16 protein-coding genes are annotated in these 14,709 nt (G+C 60.8%); 15 read left to right on the top strand and 1 reads right to left on the bottom strand.

Annotated elements, in window-relative coordinates; translation table 11 throughout:
* The first annotated feature begins 2 nt into the window (after positions 1–2).
* Positions 3–1,583 (top strand): murein biosynthesis integral membrane protein MurJ, encoded by a 1,581-nt coding sequence (gene murJ / locus NBG89_RS00180; RefSeq protein ID WP_088691171.1) that lies wholly within the window; start codon positions 3–5, stop codon positions 1,581–1,583.
* A gap of 17 nt (positions 1,584–1,600) precedes the next feature.
* Here murJ and NBG89_RS00175 read toward each other — a convergent pair whose 3' ends face one another.
* Positions 1,601–2,026, bottom strand: a complete 426-nt coding sequence (locus NBG89_RS00175; protein WP_431321213.1) for a YcbK family protein — start codon at positions 2,024–2,026, stop codon at positions 1,601–1,603.
* A gap of 859 nt (positions 2,027–2,885) precedes the next feature.
* Here NBG89_RS00175 and NBG89_RS00170 point away from each other — a divergent pair.
* The 14 genes from NBG89_RS00170 to lnt all read left to right on the top strand — a co-directional run bounded on the left by NBG89_RS00170 (position 2,886) and on the right by lnt (position 14,645).
* Positions 2,886–3,281 (top strand): VOC family protein, encoded by a 396-nt coding sequence (locus NBG89_RS00170; RefSeq protein ID WP_431321212.1) that lies wholly within the window; start codon positions 2,886–2,888, stop codon positions 3,279–3,281.
* A gap of 97 nt (positions 3,282–3,378) precedes the next feature.
* Complete coding sequence (gene trpS / locus NBG89_RS00165; RefSeq protein ID WP_088691168.1) at positions 3,379–4,443, top strand: tryptophan--tRNA ligase; 1,065 nt, start codon at positions 3,379–3,381, stop codon at positions 4,441–4,443.
* 107 nt (positions 4,444–4,550) lie between these two features.
* Positions 4,551–4,976, top strand: a complete 426-nt coding sequence (locus NBG89_RS00160; RefSeq protein WP_431321211.1) for a cupin domain-containing protein — start codon at positions 4,551–4,553, stop codon at positions 4,974–4,976.
* Between the two features lie 80 nt (positions 4,977–5,056).
* Positions 5,057–5,548: a universal stress protein gene (locus tag NBG89_RS00155; RefSeq protein ID WP_007789346.1), complete on the top strand. Its 492-nt coding sequence runs from the start codon at positions 5,057–5,059 to the stop codon at positions 5,546–5,548.
* A gap of 110 nt (positions 5,549–5,658) precedes the next feature.
* A complete protein-coding gene (locus tag NBG89_RS00150; RefSeq protein ID WP_431321210.1) occupies positions 5,659–6,225 on the top strand; it encodes a NifU family protein in 567 nt (188 codons plus the stop codon).
* A gap of 101 nt (positions 6,226–6,326) precedes the next feature.
* Entirely contained in the window at positions 6,327–6,986 is a 660-nt protein-coding gene (tsaB, locus tag NBG89_RS00145) for a tRNA (adenosine(37)-N6)-threonylcarbamoyltransferase complex dimerization subunit type 1 TsaB (RefSeq protein WP_431321209.1), read from the top strand.
* Positions 6,983–7,483, top strand: coding sequence for a GNAT family N-acetyltransferase (locus tag NBG89_RS00140; protein WP_431321208.1), 501 nt, complete (start codon positions 6,983–6,985; stop codon positions 7,481–7,483). The genes tsaB and NBG89_RS00140 overlap by 4 nt, the downstream gene beginning before the upstream one ends.
* 37 nt (positions 7,484–7,520) lie before the next feature.
* The gene (locus NBG89_RS00135; protein WP_431321207.1) at positions 7,521–7,949 is read left to right on the top strand and encodes a Fur family transcriptional regulator; all 429 of its coding nucleotides are present in this window, start codon (positions 7,521–7,523) and stop codon (positions 7,947–7,949) included.
* A gap of 30 nt (positions 7,950–7,979) precedes the next feature.
* Positions 7,980–8,777, top strand: a complete 798-nt coding sequence (locus NBG89_RS00130; protein WP_431321206.1) for a lysophospholipid acyltransferase family protein — start codon at positions 7,980–7,982, stop codon at positions 8,775–8,777.
* A gap of 48 nt (positions 8,778–8,825) precedes the next feature.
* Complete coding sequence (miaB, locus tag NBG89_RS00125) at positions 8,826–10,235, top strand: tRNA (N6-isopentenyl adenosine(37)-C2)-methylthiotransferase MiaB (protein WP_431321205.1); 1,410 nt, start codon at positions 8,826–8,828, stop codon at positions 10,233–10,235.
* Positions 10,236–10,253: 18 nt separating this feature from the next.
* Positions 10,254–11,306 carry a PhoH family protein gene (locus tag NBG89_RS00120; RefSeq protein WP_088691162.1) on the top strand — a complete coding sequence of 351 codons (1,053 nt, stop codon included), beginning with the start codon at positions 10,254–10,256 and terminating at the stop codon, positions 11,304–11,306.
* The gene (gene ybeY / locus NBG89_RS00115) at positions 11,306–11,821 is read left to right on the top strand and encodes an rRNA maturation RNase YbeY (protein ID WP_431321204.1); all 516 of its coding nucleotides are present in this window, start codon (positions 11,306–11,308) and stop codon (positions 11,819–11,821) included. The genes NBG89_RS00120 and ybeY overlap by 1 nt, the downstream gene beginning before the upstream one ends.
* Positions 11,818–12,966, top strand: a complete 1,149-nt coding sequence (locus tag NBG89_RS00110) for a hemolysin family protein (RefSeq protein WP_431321203.1) — start codon at positions 11,818–11,820, stop codon at positions 12,964–12,966. The genes ybeY and NBG89_RS00110 overlap by 4 nt, the downstream gene beginning before the upstream one ends.
* A 77-nt stretch (positions 12,967–13,043) precedes the next feature.
* On the top strand, positions 13,044–14,645 hold the full coding sequence (gene lnt, locus NBG89_RS00105) for an apolipoprotein N-acyltransferase (RefSeq protein ID WP_431321202.1): 1,602 nt from the start codon (positions 13,044–13,046) through the stop codon (positions 14,643–14,645).
* Positions 14,646–14,709 lie beyond the last annotated feature (64 nt).

Raw genomic sequence — 14,709 nt, 5'->3', positions numbered from 1 at the left:
GCATGAGCCTCGTCAGAAAATTCGCCACCGTCGGCGGCGCCACGCTTGGCAGCCGTATCTTCGGCTTCGCCCGTGAAACGCTGATGGCGGCAGCCCTTGGCACCGGTCCGATGGCCGACGTCTTCTATGCCGCCTTCCGCTTTCCAAACCTGTTCCGCCGGCTCTTTGCCGAAGGTGCGTTCAACGCCGCCTTCGTGCCGTTGTTCGCCAAGGAGATCGAGGCGAACGGAACGGATGGCGCCAAGCGCTTCTCCGAAGAGGTCTTCGGCGTGCTGTTTTCGGTGCTGCTGCTCATCTCCATCGTGATGGAGCTTTGCATGCCGCTGCTCGTGCGCTTCGTCATCGCGCCGGGCTTTGCCAACGATGCGGAGAAATTCTCGATCACCGTGCGCATGGCGGCGGTGATGTTCCCCTATCTCATGTGCATGTCGCTGACGGCGATGATGAGCGGGATGCTGAATTCGCTGCATCATTTCTTCGCGGCGGCCATAGCGCCCGTTTTCCTCAACGTGGTGATGATCGGGGCGCTGTTTTATGCGCTCTATACCGGCGCCGAACCGCTTCAGACCGCCTGGTATCTCTCCTGGGGCGTGCTCGTTGCGGGCATCCTGCAGCTCGTCGTCGTCTATGTCGGCGTCCTGCATGCCGGCATGAGCATCGGTTTTCGCTTTCCCCGCATCACGCCGAACGTCAAGCGCCTGCTGATCCTGGCGGTGCCTGCTGCCGTCACCGGCGGCATTACCCAGATCAATCAGATGATCGGCCAGGCAATTGCCTCCTCGCGCGAAGGCGCGATCGCCGCGCTTCAATATGCGGACCGCATCTACCAGCTGCCGCTCGGCGTCGTCGGCGTTGCTGTTGGCGTGGTGCTGCTGCCGGAACTGGCGCGGGCGCTGAAGGGCGGCAACCTGCGCGAGGCAGCGAATTTGCAGAACCGGTCGATGGAATTCGTGCTGTTCCTGACTATCCCGGCCGCCTTTGCGCTCTGGATCCTCTCCGACGAGATCATCCGCGTGCTCTACGAACGCGGCGCCTTCCATCAGGAAAATACCGCGATCGTCGGCTCCATCCTCGCCGTTTATGGCGTCGGTCTCCCTGCCTTCGTGCTGATCAAGGCACTGCAGCCGGGATTTTACGCGCGCGAAGACACCAAGACGCCGATGCGCTTTTCGGCGATTGCCGTTGGCGTCAACTGCGCGACGGCATTGACGCTCTTCCCGTTCCTCGGCGCTCCCGGCATTGCGGTTGCGGAAGCAACGGCCGGCTGGATCAGCACCGTCCTACTCTTCACGACGCTGCTCCGCCGCGGTCATCTCACCTGGGAATGGGCTCTGGCGCGACGCGCAGCATTGCTCGTCGTCTCCGCTGGTGTCATGGGCGGCGTAATAATGTACCTGCAGCACCGCTGGGAACCGTGGCTCGCCTCAACTGCGCATCTGACGACCAAGGTCGGCACGCTCGGTCTGCTGATCGTCATCGCCATGGCTGTCTACTTCGCGACCGCGTTCCTGATCGGCGGCGCAAGCCTCGGCATGATCCGGCGCAACCTGAACCGCAAGCCGGTTGCAAAGGTGGACGGCTAGCGGTCCGACGCAGCGCTTCAGCAGTAGGTCCATCGTCGTTTTGGACCTACGTCCACATGGACGATGCCGTTGCAATAGCGACCGATTCCGCCAATTCCCGGTGCCGATTCAGCGATAGCAATGATCGTGCGCTCCGATACGCCGGGGATCCGAATATCGGCGGCTGCGCAATAGCGATGCTGGGAATGTGATCTACCGTGCGACCGGAGCCCCGAGGTTACCATTGGACGGCGACCGGTCTTGGCGGCGATATAGGCAAGAACGCCGCGCAGTTGCGGCGGGAAGCAGTTCGCCTTGACGCTGACGGTCTGCAGAGAATAGGCGAGCGTTTCTTTATACTTGAGCGGCGGTATTGCAACTCTTCTGGCATTCTGGGCGTCGGCACTGTCGAAACACGACAGACAGAACAGGCCGGCGAGTGCGATGGAAAATGCGGACTGCATGGTTCCCTCCCCTCGAAATACACCGGGCGACCGGGTAAGTTTCTGGCGGATGGAACGCTCTCCCTAAAAATGGCCTTTTTGTGAAATTGTTTACCTTACGCAACGGAAGAATGTCATAATTTACCGCTAATTGACGAATTTGAGATACCTAAAAAGAGGTATAAATTTCCCTTCACGTAAATTTGTGAGAAATACTCACAGAAAAAATCTGTCACCAAATCTCCCCGCTCGGTGAGCTCCTCCTACAATAGGATCGTCCCGTCGCGGATACACCGCAAGGCGTTGCGGCGAGGCGGGACCGGCGCCGGGTGCGGAGGAAGGACGTGAGCGTGCGCATCAGGGGTCCGCAGAAAATGGTCTCCCTCCGGGGACGGCGGCGTCTGCGCGAATGCGGCGTCGAGTTGAGCCCCGGACGTGCCTGTGTGGCACACATGGCCCCCCAGGGGAAGCAAGACCTTCCTCGGGAAAGGCCGCAGAGGGACCGGAGTTGCGGGCACAAACCGCCGAACGGGGCGCTGGGAAGCGCCATATCGTTTTACTCAACGAGGCAATTTCCAGCGCCCCGTCCGAGTGACAACGCAGGATCAAGCCACGGGCCAAAAGGATCGCGTGAAGGCGAAGGTGCGCGCCGCTACCCTCACGATCGCCTCTCCCCCGCCACCCCGGACTTGATCCGGGATCTTTCGCGCTCAAGTCCTTGAGCGCGAAAGACTCATCTGCGCCGCAGACGCGGCGTTGCTGGATGCCGGATCAAGCCCGGCATGACGCAAGCACATGGGCCGAACGACGGCAGCCCGCTCTCCCTTGACCGGCCGCCCGTGCTTGGCAACAACACCACATCGCAAATCGGAGCCCTGTAATGTCCCAATCGCTCTTTCTCGTAACACTCATCGTCGACGACTACGATCGGGCCAAGGACTTCTACTGCGGCGCGCTCGGCTTCGACTGCCTTCAGGACGACGTCCAGCCGGACGGCAAGCGATGGGTCGTGGTCAGGCCGAAGGGCGAAGATGGAGCGGCATTTCTGCTCGCGCAGGCTGCCAACGACCGGCAAATGGCGGCGATGGGCAACCAGACAGGCGGGCGGGTTGGCTTCTTCCTCAAGACCGATGATTTTGCGGGTGACCATGCGTCGATGCTGGCCAAGGGCGTGCAATTTCTCGAAAGGCCGCGACTCGAAGTCTATGGGACCGTCGCCGTGTTTTCGGATCCTTACGGCAACACCTTCGATCTGATCGAACACGCCGCAGGCTGAACCCCTTGATTGCCGTATCGCGCGCGTGCATAAGCCGCGACGTTAGCAACATGGGTTACAGACCCTGGGGCCCTCCACCAGCCTAATCGAGGACATAATGAGCGAATTCAAGAAAGTCGTATTCTCCGGCGTCCAGCCGACCGGCAATCTCCATCTCGGCAACTATCTCGGCGCAATCCGCAAGTTCGTGGCACTGCAGGAAGGCAACGACTGCATCTACTGCGTGGTCGACATGCATGCTCTGACGGCGCAGCTCGTCCATGACGACATGCCGAACCAGATCCGTTCGATCGCCGCAGCCTTCATCGCGTCCGGCATCGATCCGGAAAAGCATATCGTTTTCAACCAGTCGGCCGTGCCGCAGCATGCCGAGCTTGCCTGGATCTTCAATTGCGTCGCGCGCATCGGTTGGATGAACCGCATGACGCAGTTCAAGGACAAGGCCGGCAAGGACCGTGAGCAAGCCTCGCTCGGCCTCTACGCCTATCCGAGCCTGATGGCTGCCGACATTCTCGTTTACCGCGGCACGCATGTCCCGGTCGGTGACGATCAGAAACAGCACCTTGAACTCGCCCGCGACATCGCGATGAAGTTCAACCTCGACTATGCGGAGCATATCCGCAAGACGGGCTACGGCATCGACATCACCGTCGGCGATGAGCCCGTGCACGCCTATTTCCCGATGGTCGAGCCGCTGATCGATGGTCCGGCGCCGCGCGTCATGTCGCTTCGCGACGGCACCAAGAAGATGTCGAAGTCGGATCCGTCGGATCTCTCGCGCATCAACCTGATGGATGACGAGGACGCAATCTCGAAGAAGATCCGCAAGGCCAAGACCGATCCGGAAGGCTTGCCCTGCGAAGTCGATGGACTCAAGGGCCGTCCGGAGGCGGACAACCTGGTCGGCATCTATGCGGCGCTCGCCGACAAATCGAAAGCGGACGTGCTTGCCGAGTTCGGCGGCCAGCAGTTTTCCGTCTTCAAGCCGGCACTGGTCGACCTGGCGGTCAACGTGCTTTCGCCGATCACCGCCGAGATGCGCCGGCTGATGTCGGACACCAGCCACATCGACGCGATCCTGCGCAACGGTGGCGAGCGGGCACGGGCCCGCGCCGAAGTGACGATGAAGGAAGTGCGCGACATCGTCGGCTTCCTGTACTGAGATCCCGGCTCTGCCGAAATCGTCCGGGGCGGCGTACATGCGGCCCCGGACTTGTCGAACCTCTACCTGCGGCGTACTGTTCCTAAACAGACCGTCAGGAGGCTTCGGTGCGAGATCGCAACCTCATCCAGATCGGCGCCATGGAGATCCGGCTTCTGATCGACGAGGACCAGAGCGCCGGAAGTCTCGTGATGTTCGAATTCACGGTCCCACCTCAGGCACGTGTCCCGGCCGCCCATTATCACCGTGACGTCGACGAAGTGATCTACGGATTGTCCGGCACGATGACCACGACACTGGACGGGCGCAAACACGAGATCGCACCGGGGGGTACCCTCTTCATCCCGCGTGGCTGCGTCCACACCCACGAAAATCTGCACGGCGAAACCGCCAAGGCTTTGATCACCATGACACCCGGCTTGATCGGCAGACGCTACTTCGAGGAGATGGCTCTGGCCATCAATGTTCAGGGCAAGCCGGATATCGAACATGTGAAGGCAATCATGCGCCTTTACGGATTGGTTCCGGTCTGACGTAGACCTCGACAGAGCCCCTCGAGGGATCAAAAACGAGGGCTTGCAAATTTTCAGGTTCAGGTGTCAGAGTCCGCGGCATGGTATCAAAACGACTCTCCCGGCTCGAAGGTCATCGCCGCAAATTCATGGCGGTCATTGACGATACGCCCGAATGCTCCCGCGCCGTTCACTATGCCGGCCGGCGCGCCAAGAACTCGAATGGCGGCCTTGTGCTGATGTACGTGATTCCGGAGGGCGACTTTCAGCAATGGCTAGGGGTAGAGGAGATCATGCGTGCCGAGGCGCGCGAGGAAGCCGAAGCCGTGGTCGCCAAGGCGGCACATGTGGTTCGCGAAACGATCGGCATCGACCCTGAGATCGTCATCCGCGAGGGAAGCGCCACAGAGCAGATCAACGCCGTCATCGAGGAAGACCGCGATATCGCGATCCTGGTGCTGGCCGCAAGCTCGGCCAAGGAAGGTCCAGGACCGCTGGTGTCGTCGATCGCCGGGCGTGGTGCGACATTTCCCATCCCCGTCACCGTCCTGCCTGATACATTGACGGACGAGGAACTGGATGCCCTCGCATAAAGCCATTTCTTGAGTGCCAGTCTCTTGAATAGAGTTGCCAATCGGCTTATTTTCTTTTTTGAAGAATTCTAAAGACGGCCCGGGCCACTGCCCGCCGCACGGAGAGCGACATGTTTATTCAGACCGAAGCCACGCCGAATCCGGCCACGCAGAAGTTCCTGCCGGGTCGGGTCGTAATGGAGAGCGGAACGGCCGAATTCCGTAGCGCCGACGAGGCTCAGGCATCGCCGCTTGCCGCCCGTCTGTTCGAGATTCCTGGCGTGACCGGTGTCTATTTCGGCTACGATTTCATCTCCGTGTCCAAGGACAATGCCGAGTGGCAACACCTGAAGCCGGCCATCCTTGGCTCGATCATGGAACACTTCATGTCGGGCAAGCCTGTGATGGGCGATGCATCGGTTCTTTCCGAGGATCTCGATGCCGGCGGCGAGTTCTTCGACGAAGCCGACGAGTCGATCGTTCTGACGATCAAGGAACTGCTGGACACACGTGTACGCCCGGCCGTCGCGCAGGATGGTGGCGACATCACCTTCCGCGGCTTCAAGGACGGCAAGGTTTACCTCAACATGAAGGGCTCCTGCTCCGGCTGCCCGTCTTCGACGGCGACGCTGAAGCATGGCGTGCAGAACCTGCTTCGCCATTTCGTTCCGGAAGTCGAGGAAGTCGTCGCCGCCTGACGACGACACTCCGTCCCGGCATTCGTCCTGGCGCAGCATTTGCAAGCGCGGCAGGGTGAAGGTATGGACGCTCAGGAACGCTTTATTCGGAAATTGATGCCATGATCATACTGGCGCTCGACACCGCAGGTGTGGATTGCGCTGCCGCTCTCTATGACAGCGGCAGGGATACGATGCTGGGGGAGGCATCGGACATGATCGGCAAGGGGCATGCTGAGCATTTGATGGGAATCATCGACCGCGTGCTGGAGCAGGCGGATATGTCGCTTTCGGCTGTCGATCGCATTGCTGTCACCATCGGTCCAGGCTCGTTTACCGGCATTCGCGTCGGTGTCGCGGCCGCGCGCGGCTTTGCGCTGTCGCTCGGCGTTCCGGCGGTCGGGGTGACCACGCTTGCGGTGATGGCCGAAGCGCAGCGGCTGAAAACGCCGGGGCGTCCGGTGCTCGCCGCCATGGATGCCAAACGAAACGAGATTTATCTGCAGGCGTTCAATGTCGACGGCGAACCGTTCGACGAAGCGCGCGCCGTGACCGTCGAGGAAGCGCAGGCGTTCGCCGCGGCGTTCGAGGGCGAACTCACCGGTTCGGCCACGCCTCTCCTGAAGCCGGACGCGACCGGCGACCAAGCCAACCATTTCCCGATTTCCATTGTGGCACGCATCGGCGCCACCGCCGATCCTTCTGCCGGAAAGCCAAAGCCTCTTTATCTGCGTGGACCCGACGCCAAGCCGCAGGCCGGGTTTGCAATTGCGCGAGTATGACCATGTTGGAATCCTATTTGACGTTGAAGCCGGAATTCGAAATCGTCGCGATGGATGCCGATGATTGCCGCGCGGTCGCCGCGCTGCACGGCGAGCGTTTCGCCCGCCCGTGGGGCGATGGCGAGTTCTACAGCCTGCTCAGCCAGGACACCGTCTTCGGCTTCGTGGCCCGCCAGACCAACGCCTTCCTCAAGAAGCCGTTGCCGGGCTTCGTGCTGGCGCGCCAGGTCGCCGGCGAGGCGGAAATCCTGACGATCGCCGTGCAGACGAAGGTCGCGCGCGCCGGCCTCGGCTGGCGGCTGATGCAGGCCGCGATGCGCGAAGCGAAGCTGCGCGGTGGCGAAAGCATCTTTCTGGAGGTCGATGATGGCAATGCGGCAGCGCTCGGGCTCTACCGCAAGCTCGGCTTCGAGAAAGTCGGCGAACGCAAGGGATATTACAAGGATGCCAAGGGCGCCATTTCCACAGCGCTTGTCATGAAGCGCGTTCTTCGCTAGTTCCGTTGCTTAAACGTTGACTATCGGAAGGCAGCCCATGACTGACGTCGCCAAGACCCTCGAGGAGCTTTGCGCTGAACGCGGCATGCGCATGACCGAACAGCGCCGCGTGATTGCGCGTATTCTCGAAGAATCCGCCGACCATCCCGACGTGGAAGAGCTTTACCGGCGTTCGGTGAAGGTGGACGCGAAGATTTCGATCTCCACCGTCTATCGGACCGTGAAGCTGTTCGAGGATGCCGGCATCATCGAACGCCACGACTTCCGAGACGGCCGCTCGCGTTACGAGACCGTGCCGGAAGAGCATCATGACCATCTCATCGACCTCAAGTCGGGTGTCGTTATCGAGTTTCACTCGGCTGAGATCGAGGCGCTGCAGGAACGCATCGCCCGCGAGCACGGCTTCAAGCTGGTCGATCACCGGCTCGAGCTTTATGGCATCCCGCTCAAGCCGGACGAGCGCTGAGGCCATGATCGCAGTCGCGGAGTCTTCGTCTTGATCGCCTGGCTGCGCGTGGCGCTTGCCGGCATCGTCATTCTTTTCGCCAGCATCCTGCTCATGCCCTGGCAACTCCTGGCGCTCCGCTTCGACTGGAAGCTGCGGCGCTGGCTGCCGCGCATCTGGCATCGCATCGTCTGTTTCTGCTTCGGCATCCGCATCCGCGTCCATGGCGAGATGGAAACGCACAGACCCTTGATGCTTTGCGCCAATCATTCGTCGTGGATGGACATCATGGTGTTGTCGGCTGTGGCCGACGTTGCCTTCATCGCCAAGATCGAGGTGCGCGATTGGCCAATCTTCGGCACTCTGGCGAAGCTACAGAAGAGCGTCTTCGTGGTGCGCGAGGAAAAGCGGAAGACCGGCCATCAGGCGAACGAGATTGCCTCCCGCATGGCGGATGGCGAGATCGTCGTATTGTTCCCGGAGGGCACGACCTCGGATGGAAACCGTCTTCTGGAGGTCAAATCCTCGCTGTTTGGCGCTGCCGCCATGGCGGTTCCGGCTTCGCCGACCGGTGCCGTTGTCGTCCAGCCGGTCGCGGTTGCCTATACGGGCGTCCACGGTCTGCCGATGGGGCGTTATCATCGCCCACTTGCCTCGTGGCCCGGCGATGTCGAGATGCTTCCGCACTTGAAAGACATGCTGCGATGCGGCGCCTTTGAGGTCGACGTCTGTTTCGGTGAGGCGATCGAATATCGCGCCGACAGCAACCGCAAGGACGTCAGCGCGACGATTGCCCAGCGAATCCGCTCGATGCTTGGCGCAGCCCTGCGCGGCCGCAACACGGCGTAAGACAAGATTTCCTTTTCTCGCGCATGAAAAACCACTAAATAGCCGGCCATGACCCAGGACAGCGCCCTTCTTCAGGCCCCGGAGACCGATCTCCGCGATGGCAGCAACAGCCGCAAGGTATTCATCAAGACCTACGGCTGTCAGATGAACGTCTATGACTCGACGCGCATGAGCGATGCCCTCGCCCGCGACGGATATGAGTCGACGGAAGTCTTGGAGGAGGCAGACCTTGTTCTGCTGAATACCTGTCATATCCGCGAAAAGGCTGCCGAAAAGGTCTATTCGGCGCTCGGCCGCCTGCGCGATATGAAGAAGGAGCGCAACAAGGAGGGCCGGGAGTTCATGATCGGCGTTACCGGCTGCGTGGCGCAGGCGGAAGGCGAAGAAATCCTGCGCCGGGCGCCCGCCGTCGACGTCGTCATTGGTCCGCAGACCTATCACCGCCTGCCGGAAGCGTTGCGCAAGGCGAAGGAAGGGCAGCGCATCGTCGACACTGAATATGCGCTCGAAGACAAGTTCGAGCATCTGCCGATCGCGGAGAGCAAGAAAATCCGCTCGCGCGGCGTCACTTCGTTCCTCACCGTTCAAGAAGGGTGCGACAAATTCTGCACCTTCTGTGTCGTGCCCTATACACGCGGCTCGGAAGTGTCGCGGCCGGTCAGCCAGATCGTCGAGGAAGCGCAGAAGCTCGTCGAAGGCGGCGTGCGCGAGATCACGTTGCTCGGCCAGAACGTCAACGCCTGGCACGGTGTCGGCGCTAATGGTCAGGAATGGACTCTCGGCGACCTGCTCTACCGGCTGGCCGAGATCCCGGGCCTTGCGCGCCTGCGCTACACCACCAGCCATCCGCGTGACATGGACGATCGTCTGATCGAGGCGCATCGGGATCTGCGCGCGGTGATGCCGTACCTGCATCTGCCGGTGCAAGCCGGCTCCGACCGCATCTTGAAGGCGATGAACCGGCGGCATACGGCCGCCGAATATCTGACGCTGATCGAGCGCATCCGCGCAGCCCGTCCCGATATCGCTCTCTCCGGCGACTTCATCGTCGGCTTTCCGGGGGAGACAGACCAGGATTTTGAAGATACACTCCGTCTTGTGGAGGAGGTGCGCTATGCGCAGGCTTTCTCCTTCAAGTACTCGACACGGCCGGGCACGCCCGGCGCGGAACTGAAGGACCAGGTGCCGGAAGAGATCAAGGCAGAACGGCTGGAACGCCTGCAGGCGCTTCTCCTGAAGCAGCAGCAGGAATTTGCCGAATCCTGTGTCGGGAAAACGATCGAACTGTTGCTCGAAAAGCCCGGTCGCATGCCAGGACAGCTTATCGGCCGTTCTCCCTGGCTTCAGTCCGTGAATGTTGATGCAAAAGCATTGCAAATCGGTGACATTATTAATGTGCGAATCACCGGAACCGGAACCAACAGCCTGTTTGCCGAGATTGCAAAGGCTGAGGTCTAACCCAAGGAGCCTGACCGCTTGAACGGACAAGAATTGGTTTCTTCTTCACCGCGCCACCCACGCATTGCGAGCGACGCCAATCACTTTATTCTGACGTTCGAGAACAATCGGTTCGCCAGTGAACTGTTCGGCCAGTTCGACCAGAACCTCAAGCTCCTTGAAGAGCGTCTGCACATCGACGCGCGAGCGCGGGGCAATTCCGTCGTTATCTCAGGAGACATCGTCGCTACCAATCAGGCGCGGCGTACGCTCGATTACCTCTATGAGAAGCTCCAGAAGGGCGGCAGCGTGGAACGCTCCGACGTCGAAGGCGCGATCCGTATGGCGATGGCCGCCGACGACCAGTTAAGCCTGCCGACAATGGAGAAGAAGGCCAAGCTGACGATGGCCCAGGTTTCCACGCGCAAGAAGACCATCATTGCCCGCACGCCGACGCAGGATGCCTATCTCAGGGCCTTGGAGCGCGCTGAACTCGTCTTCGGCTGTGGTCCGGCCGGTACTGGCAAGACCTATCTCGCCGTCGCTCATGCCGCTCAACTGCTGGAACGCGGCGTCGTTGAGAGGATCATTCTTTCGCGCCCTGCGGTCGAAGCCGGCGAACGCCTCGGCTTCCTGCCAGGTGACATGAAAGAGAAGGTCGACCCTTATCTTCGCCCGCTCTATGACGCGCTCTATGACATGATGCCGGCCGACAAGGTCGATCGCGCCATTACCGCTGGCGTCATCGAGATTGCGCCGCTCGCTTTCATGCGAGGTCGTACACTCGCCAATGCCGCCGTTATCCTCGACGAAGCGCAGAACACCACGTCGATGCAGATGAAGATGTTCCTGACGCGTCTCGGCGAGAACTCGCGCATGATCGTCACTGGCGACCCAAGCCAGATCGACTTGCCGCGGGGCGTCAAGTCTGGCCTCGTGGAAGCGCTGCAACTGCTGAATGGCGTCGAGGGCATCTCGATCGTCCGCTTCAAGGATACGGACGTCGTGCGCCATCCGCTCGTCGGGCGGATTGTCAGGGCTTATGATTCCACCTACGCAGCGGAAACCGAAGAGGTTAGCCGGCAGGACTGATGGCGGAACTCGATATCCAGATCAGCATCGAGGAGGGCAATTGGCCCTCCGAAGATGCGTTGCATGCATTGGCGGATCGCGTACTCGAAACGGCGGCAACCTATCTTCGCGAGAGCGAAAGGCAGCCTTTTCCCAAGATGATCCCCGAAGTCTCGCTGGTTTTCACCGACGACGCCTCGATCCAGGACATCAACGCCGAATGGCGCGGCAAGGACAAGCCGACCAACGTGCTTTCCTTTCCCGCCTTCCCGGTAAAGCCAGGCAAGGTGCCGGGTCCGATGTTGGGCGACATCATTATCGCAAGAGAAACCGTGGAGCGGGAGGCGGTAGAGCTCGAAAAGAGCTTTGACGACCACCTGACGCACCTGATAGTGCATGGATTCTTGCATCTCTTCGGCTACGATCATAATAATGACGCTGAAGCCGAGATAATGGAAGGGCTCGAGACTCGCATTTTGGCGGTACTCGGCCTATCTGACCCATACGAGGGTCAAGACCTTAAAATGGAACCATGAGCGACTTTACGACGAGACCGGCCGCTGAGGCCAAGGACGCCGATCAATCCTCCTCCTCCGATGAGGGTGGCAGTAGTAGGCAGTCCGGACGATCCCAATCCTTCTGGTCGCGCGCAGCGCGCATCCTGAGACCACAGCAGGGCTCGCGCCTCCGTGAGGACATCGCCGATGCGCTGATGACCGACGCTGCCGTGGGCGACGTGTTTTCACCCGACGAACGGGCGATGTTGCACAACATCCTTCGCTTCCGCGAAGTGCGTGTCGCCGACGTGATGGTGCCGCGCGCCGATATCGAGGCCGTCGACCAGAATATCACCATCGGTGAACTGATGATCCTGTTCGAGGAGTCTGGCCGTTCGCGCATGCCGGTTTACGCGGATACGCTCGATGATCCGCGCGGCATGGTGCATATCCGCGACCTCCTGTCCTACATCGCCAAGCAGGCGCGCAACAAGCGCCGCGGCAGCACCAAGGCACTCAAGCCGGTGGAGCCTTTGGTCGAGGTTTCCCTCGAGCACCTGCAGAAGCCGACGCGCGCTGCCAAGCCGAATTTCGACCTCAGCCGCGTCGACCTGCAGAAGACGCTGTCAGAGGCCGGCATCATCCGCAAGATCCTCTTCGTGCCGCCTTCAATGCTTGCTTCGGATCTCCTTCGCCGCATGCAGGTGAACCGCACGCAGATGGCACTCGTCATCGACGAGTATGGCGGCACCGATGGGCTGGCATCGCACGAGGACATCGTCGAGATGGTCGTCGGTGACATCGACGACGAGCATGACGACGACGAAGTCATGTTCAAGCGCGTGTCCGAAGACGTCTTCGTTGCCGACGCCCGTGTCGAACTGGAGGAGATCGCCGAAGCGATCGGACCGGACTTCGACATTACCGAGCAGGTCGATGAAGTGGACACGCTGGGCGGCCTGATCTTCTCCGAACTCGGGCGCATTCCCGTGCGCGGTGAGGTCGTACAGGCCCTGCCCGGTTTCGAGTTCCATATTCTTGATGCGGACCCGCGCCGGATCAAGCGCGTGAGGATCACCCGCAAGCGCCAGGCGATCCGCCGTCGTGTCAAGATCGACGGTGAAGGCACGTCCGGCTCGGATCACGGCGAAGAGCGGCAAACAGACGCTCCCACAACAAACTGATTGCCGCAAACCACGACAAACGGCGGCTTTTTTGAAAGACTGCGGTCGGGTTGATTCGCAGCGTGATGGGAGTGCGCATGGAGCGGCTTGCAGACAGGGTTATCCTGGCCTGGGGGTTCAAGAGGGTTGTACTGGCCGTCCTTGCAGGCGCCATCGGCGTTCTGGCCTTACCTCCCTTCGGCTTCTTTGCCGCGATGTTCATGTCGTTCACGCTGCTTGTCTGGCTGATCGACGGCTCCGCCGCCGCTCCTGAAAGCGGGTTTCTTGGCCGGCTGTGGCCATCCTTCGCCGTCGGCTGGCTATTCGGCTTCGGCTATTTCGTCGCCGGCCTCTGGTGGCTCGGCCATGCCTTGATGATCGATGCCGAGGCCTTCGCCTGGGCGCTGCCGTTGGCGATTTTCGGCCTGCCTGCGGTGCTCGCCATCTTCTACGGCGCTGCTGCCGCTCTGGCGCGAACCCTGTGGTCCGACGGCATGGGGCGGATTGCGGCGCTTGCCGCGAGCTTCGGATTGCTCGAGTGGTTACGGAGCGTCCTTTTCACCGGCTTTCCCTGGAACGCTGTCGGCTACGGCATGACGCCCGTGCCTCTCATGATGCAATCGGCGCATGTCATCGGCATCATGGGTATAACGTCGCTCTCGGTCTTCATCTTCGCCGCGCCTGCGCTTCTCGGAACACGTCAGGGCGCGAAGCTCGGCCTCTCATTGGCAGCCCTGCTTTTCGCGGCGCATATCGGCTACGGCGCTTATGCTCTCTATGGCCCGCAGCCGACGCCCGCAACCGACTCCAAGAGCCCGGTCATCCGTCTCGTTCAGCCGATGATCGAACAGACGGCGAAGATGGACAGCGACGCTGATCGCGCCGCTATCTTCGAAAAGCATCTGAAACTCTCCGTCGAGCCTCCGAAGGACGGCGGGCGGAAACCAGACATCATCGTCTGGCCGGAGACGGCCATTCCCTTCATCCTGACCGACAATCAGGATGCGCTCAGCCGGATCGCGGACACCCTAGACGACAATCAGATCCTGATCGCCGGCGCCGTTCGGGTGGAAGACACGGGGCCGGGCAATCCGCCCCGCTACTACAATTCGATCTATGTCATCGACGGTCGCGGCCAGATCGCCGGCGCCGCCGACAAGGTGCACCTCGTGCCGTTTGGCGAATACGTGCCGTTCGAAAGCATCCTCGACGATTTCGGCGTCCAGAACGTCGTTGAGATGCCGGGTGGCTTCTCACCCGCCGCCACGCGTCAACTGCTGACCTTGCCGACGGGGATCAAGTTCTATCCGCTCGTCTGCTACGAGATCATTTTCCCCGATGAAATGACAGGCGACCTTGGCGCGGCCAATGCCATCCTCAATGTCACGAATGATGCGTGGTTCGGTGCAACGCCCGGCCCCTACCAGCACTTTCAGCAGGCCAGGTTGCGTGCCGTTGAGACCGGTTTGCCGCTGATTCGCAACGGCAACAGTGGAATTTCAGCGATCGTGAACGCCCGCGGTGAGGTCATTGCCGGACTCGGCCTCAATGAAACCGGCTTCATCGACGCAACCATTGAGAGCTTCAGCGCGGAACGCGATCCAGGCTACCCGCGCCAAACTTACTTCCGGTTGATCGAAATACTTCTGTTTGCAATTGCGCTCGTTTCGCGTTTTGGTTTTGTTTTCAAGCAGAATTGACCGAAAACCCCTAAAATTGCATAGTGGTTGGGATCGGCGTTCTTAGCGTATGTTTCAAGGTGGT

Origin of the sequence: Rhizobium sp. YTU87027 (assembly GCF_050644135.1) — a bacterium.
GTDB lineage: Bacteria > Pseudomonadota > Alphaproteobacteria > Rhizobiales > Rhizobiaceae > Rhizobium.
Note: the sequence above shows the minus strand (reverse complement) of the source record. Positions and strands in the feature narration are given on the sequence as shown.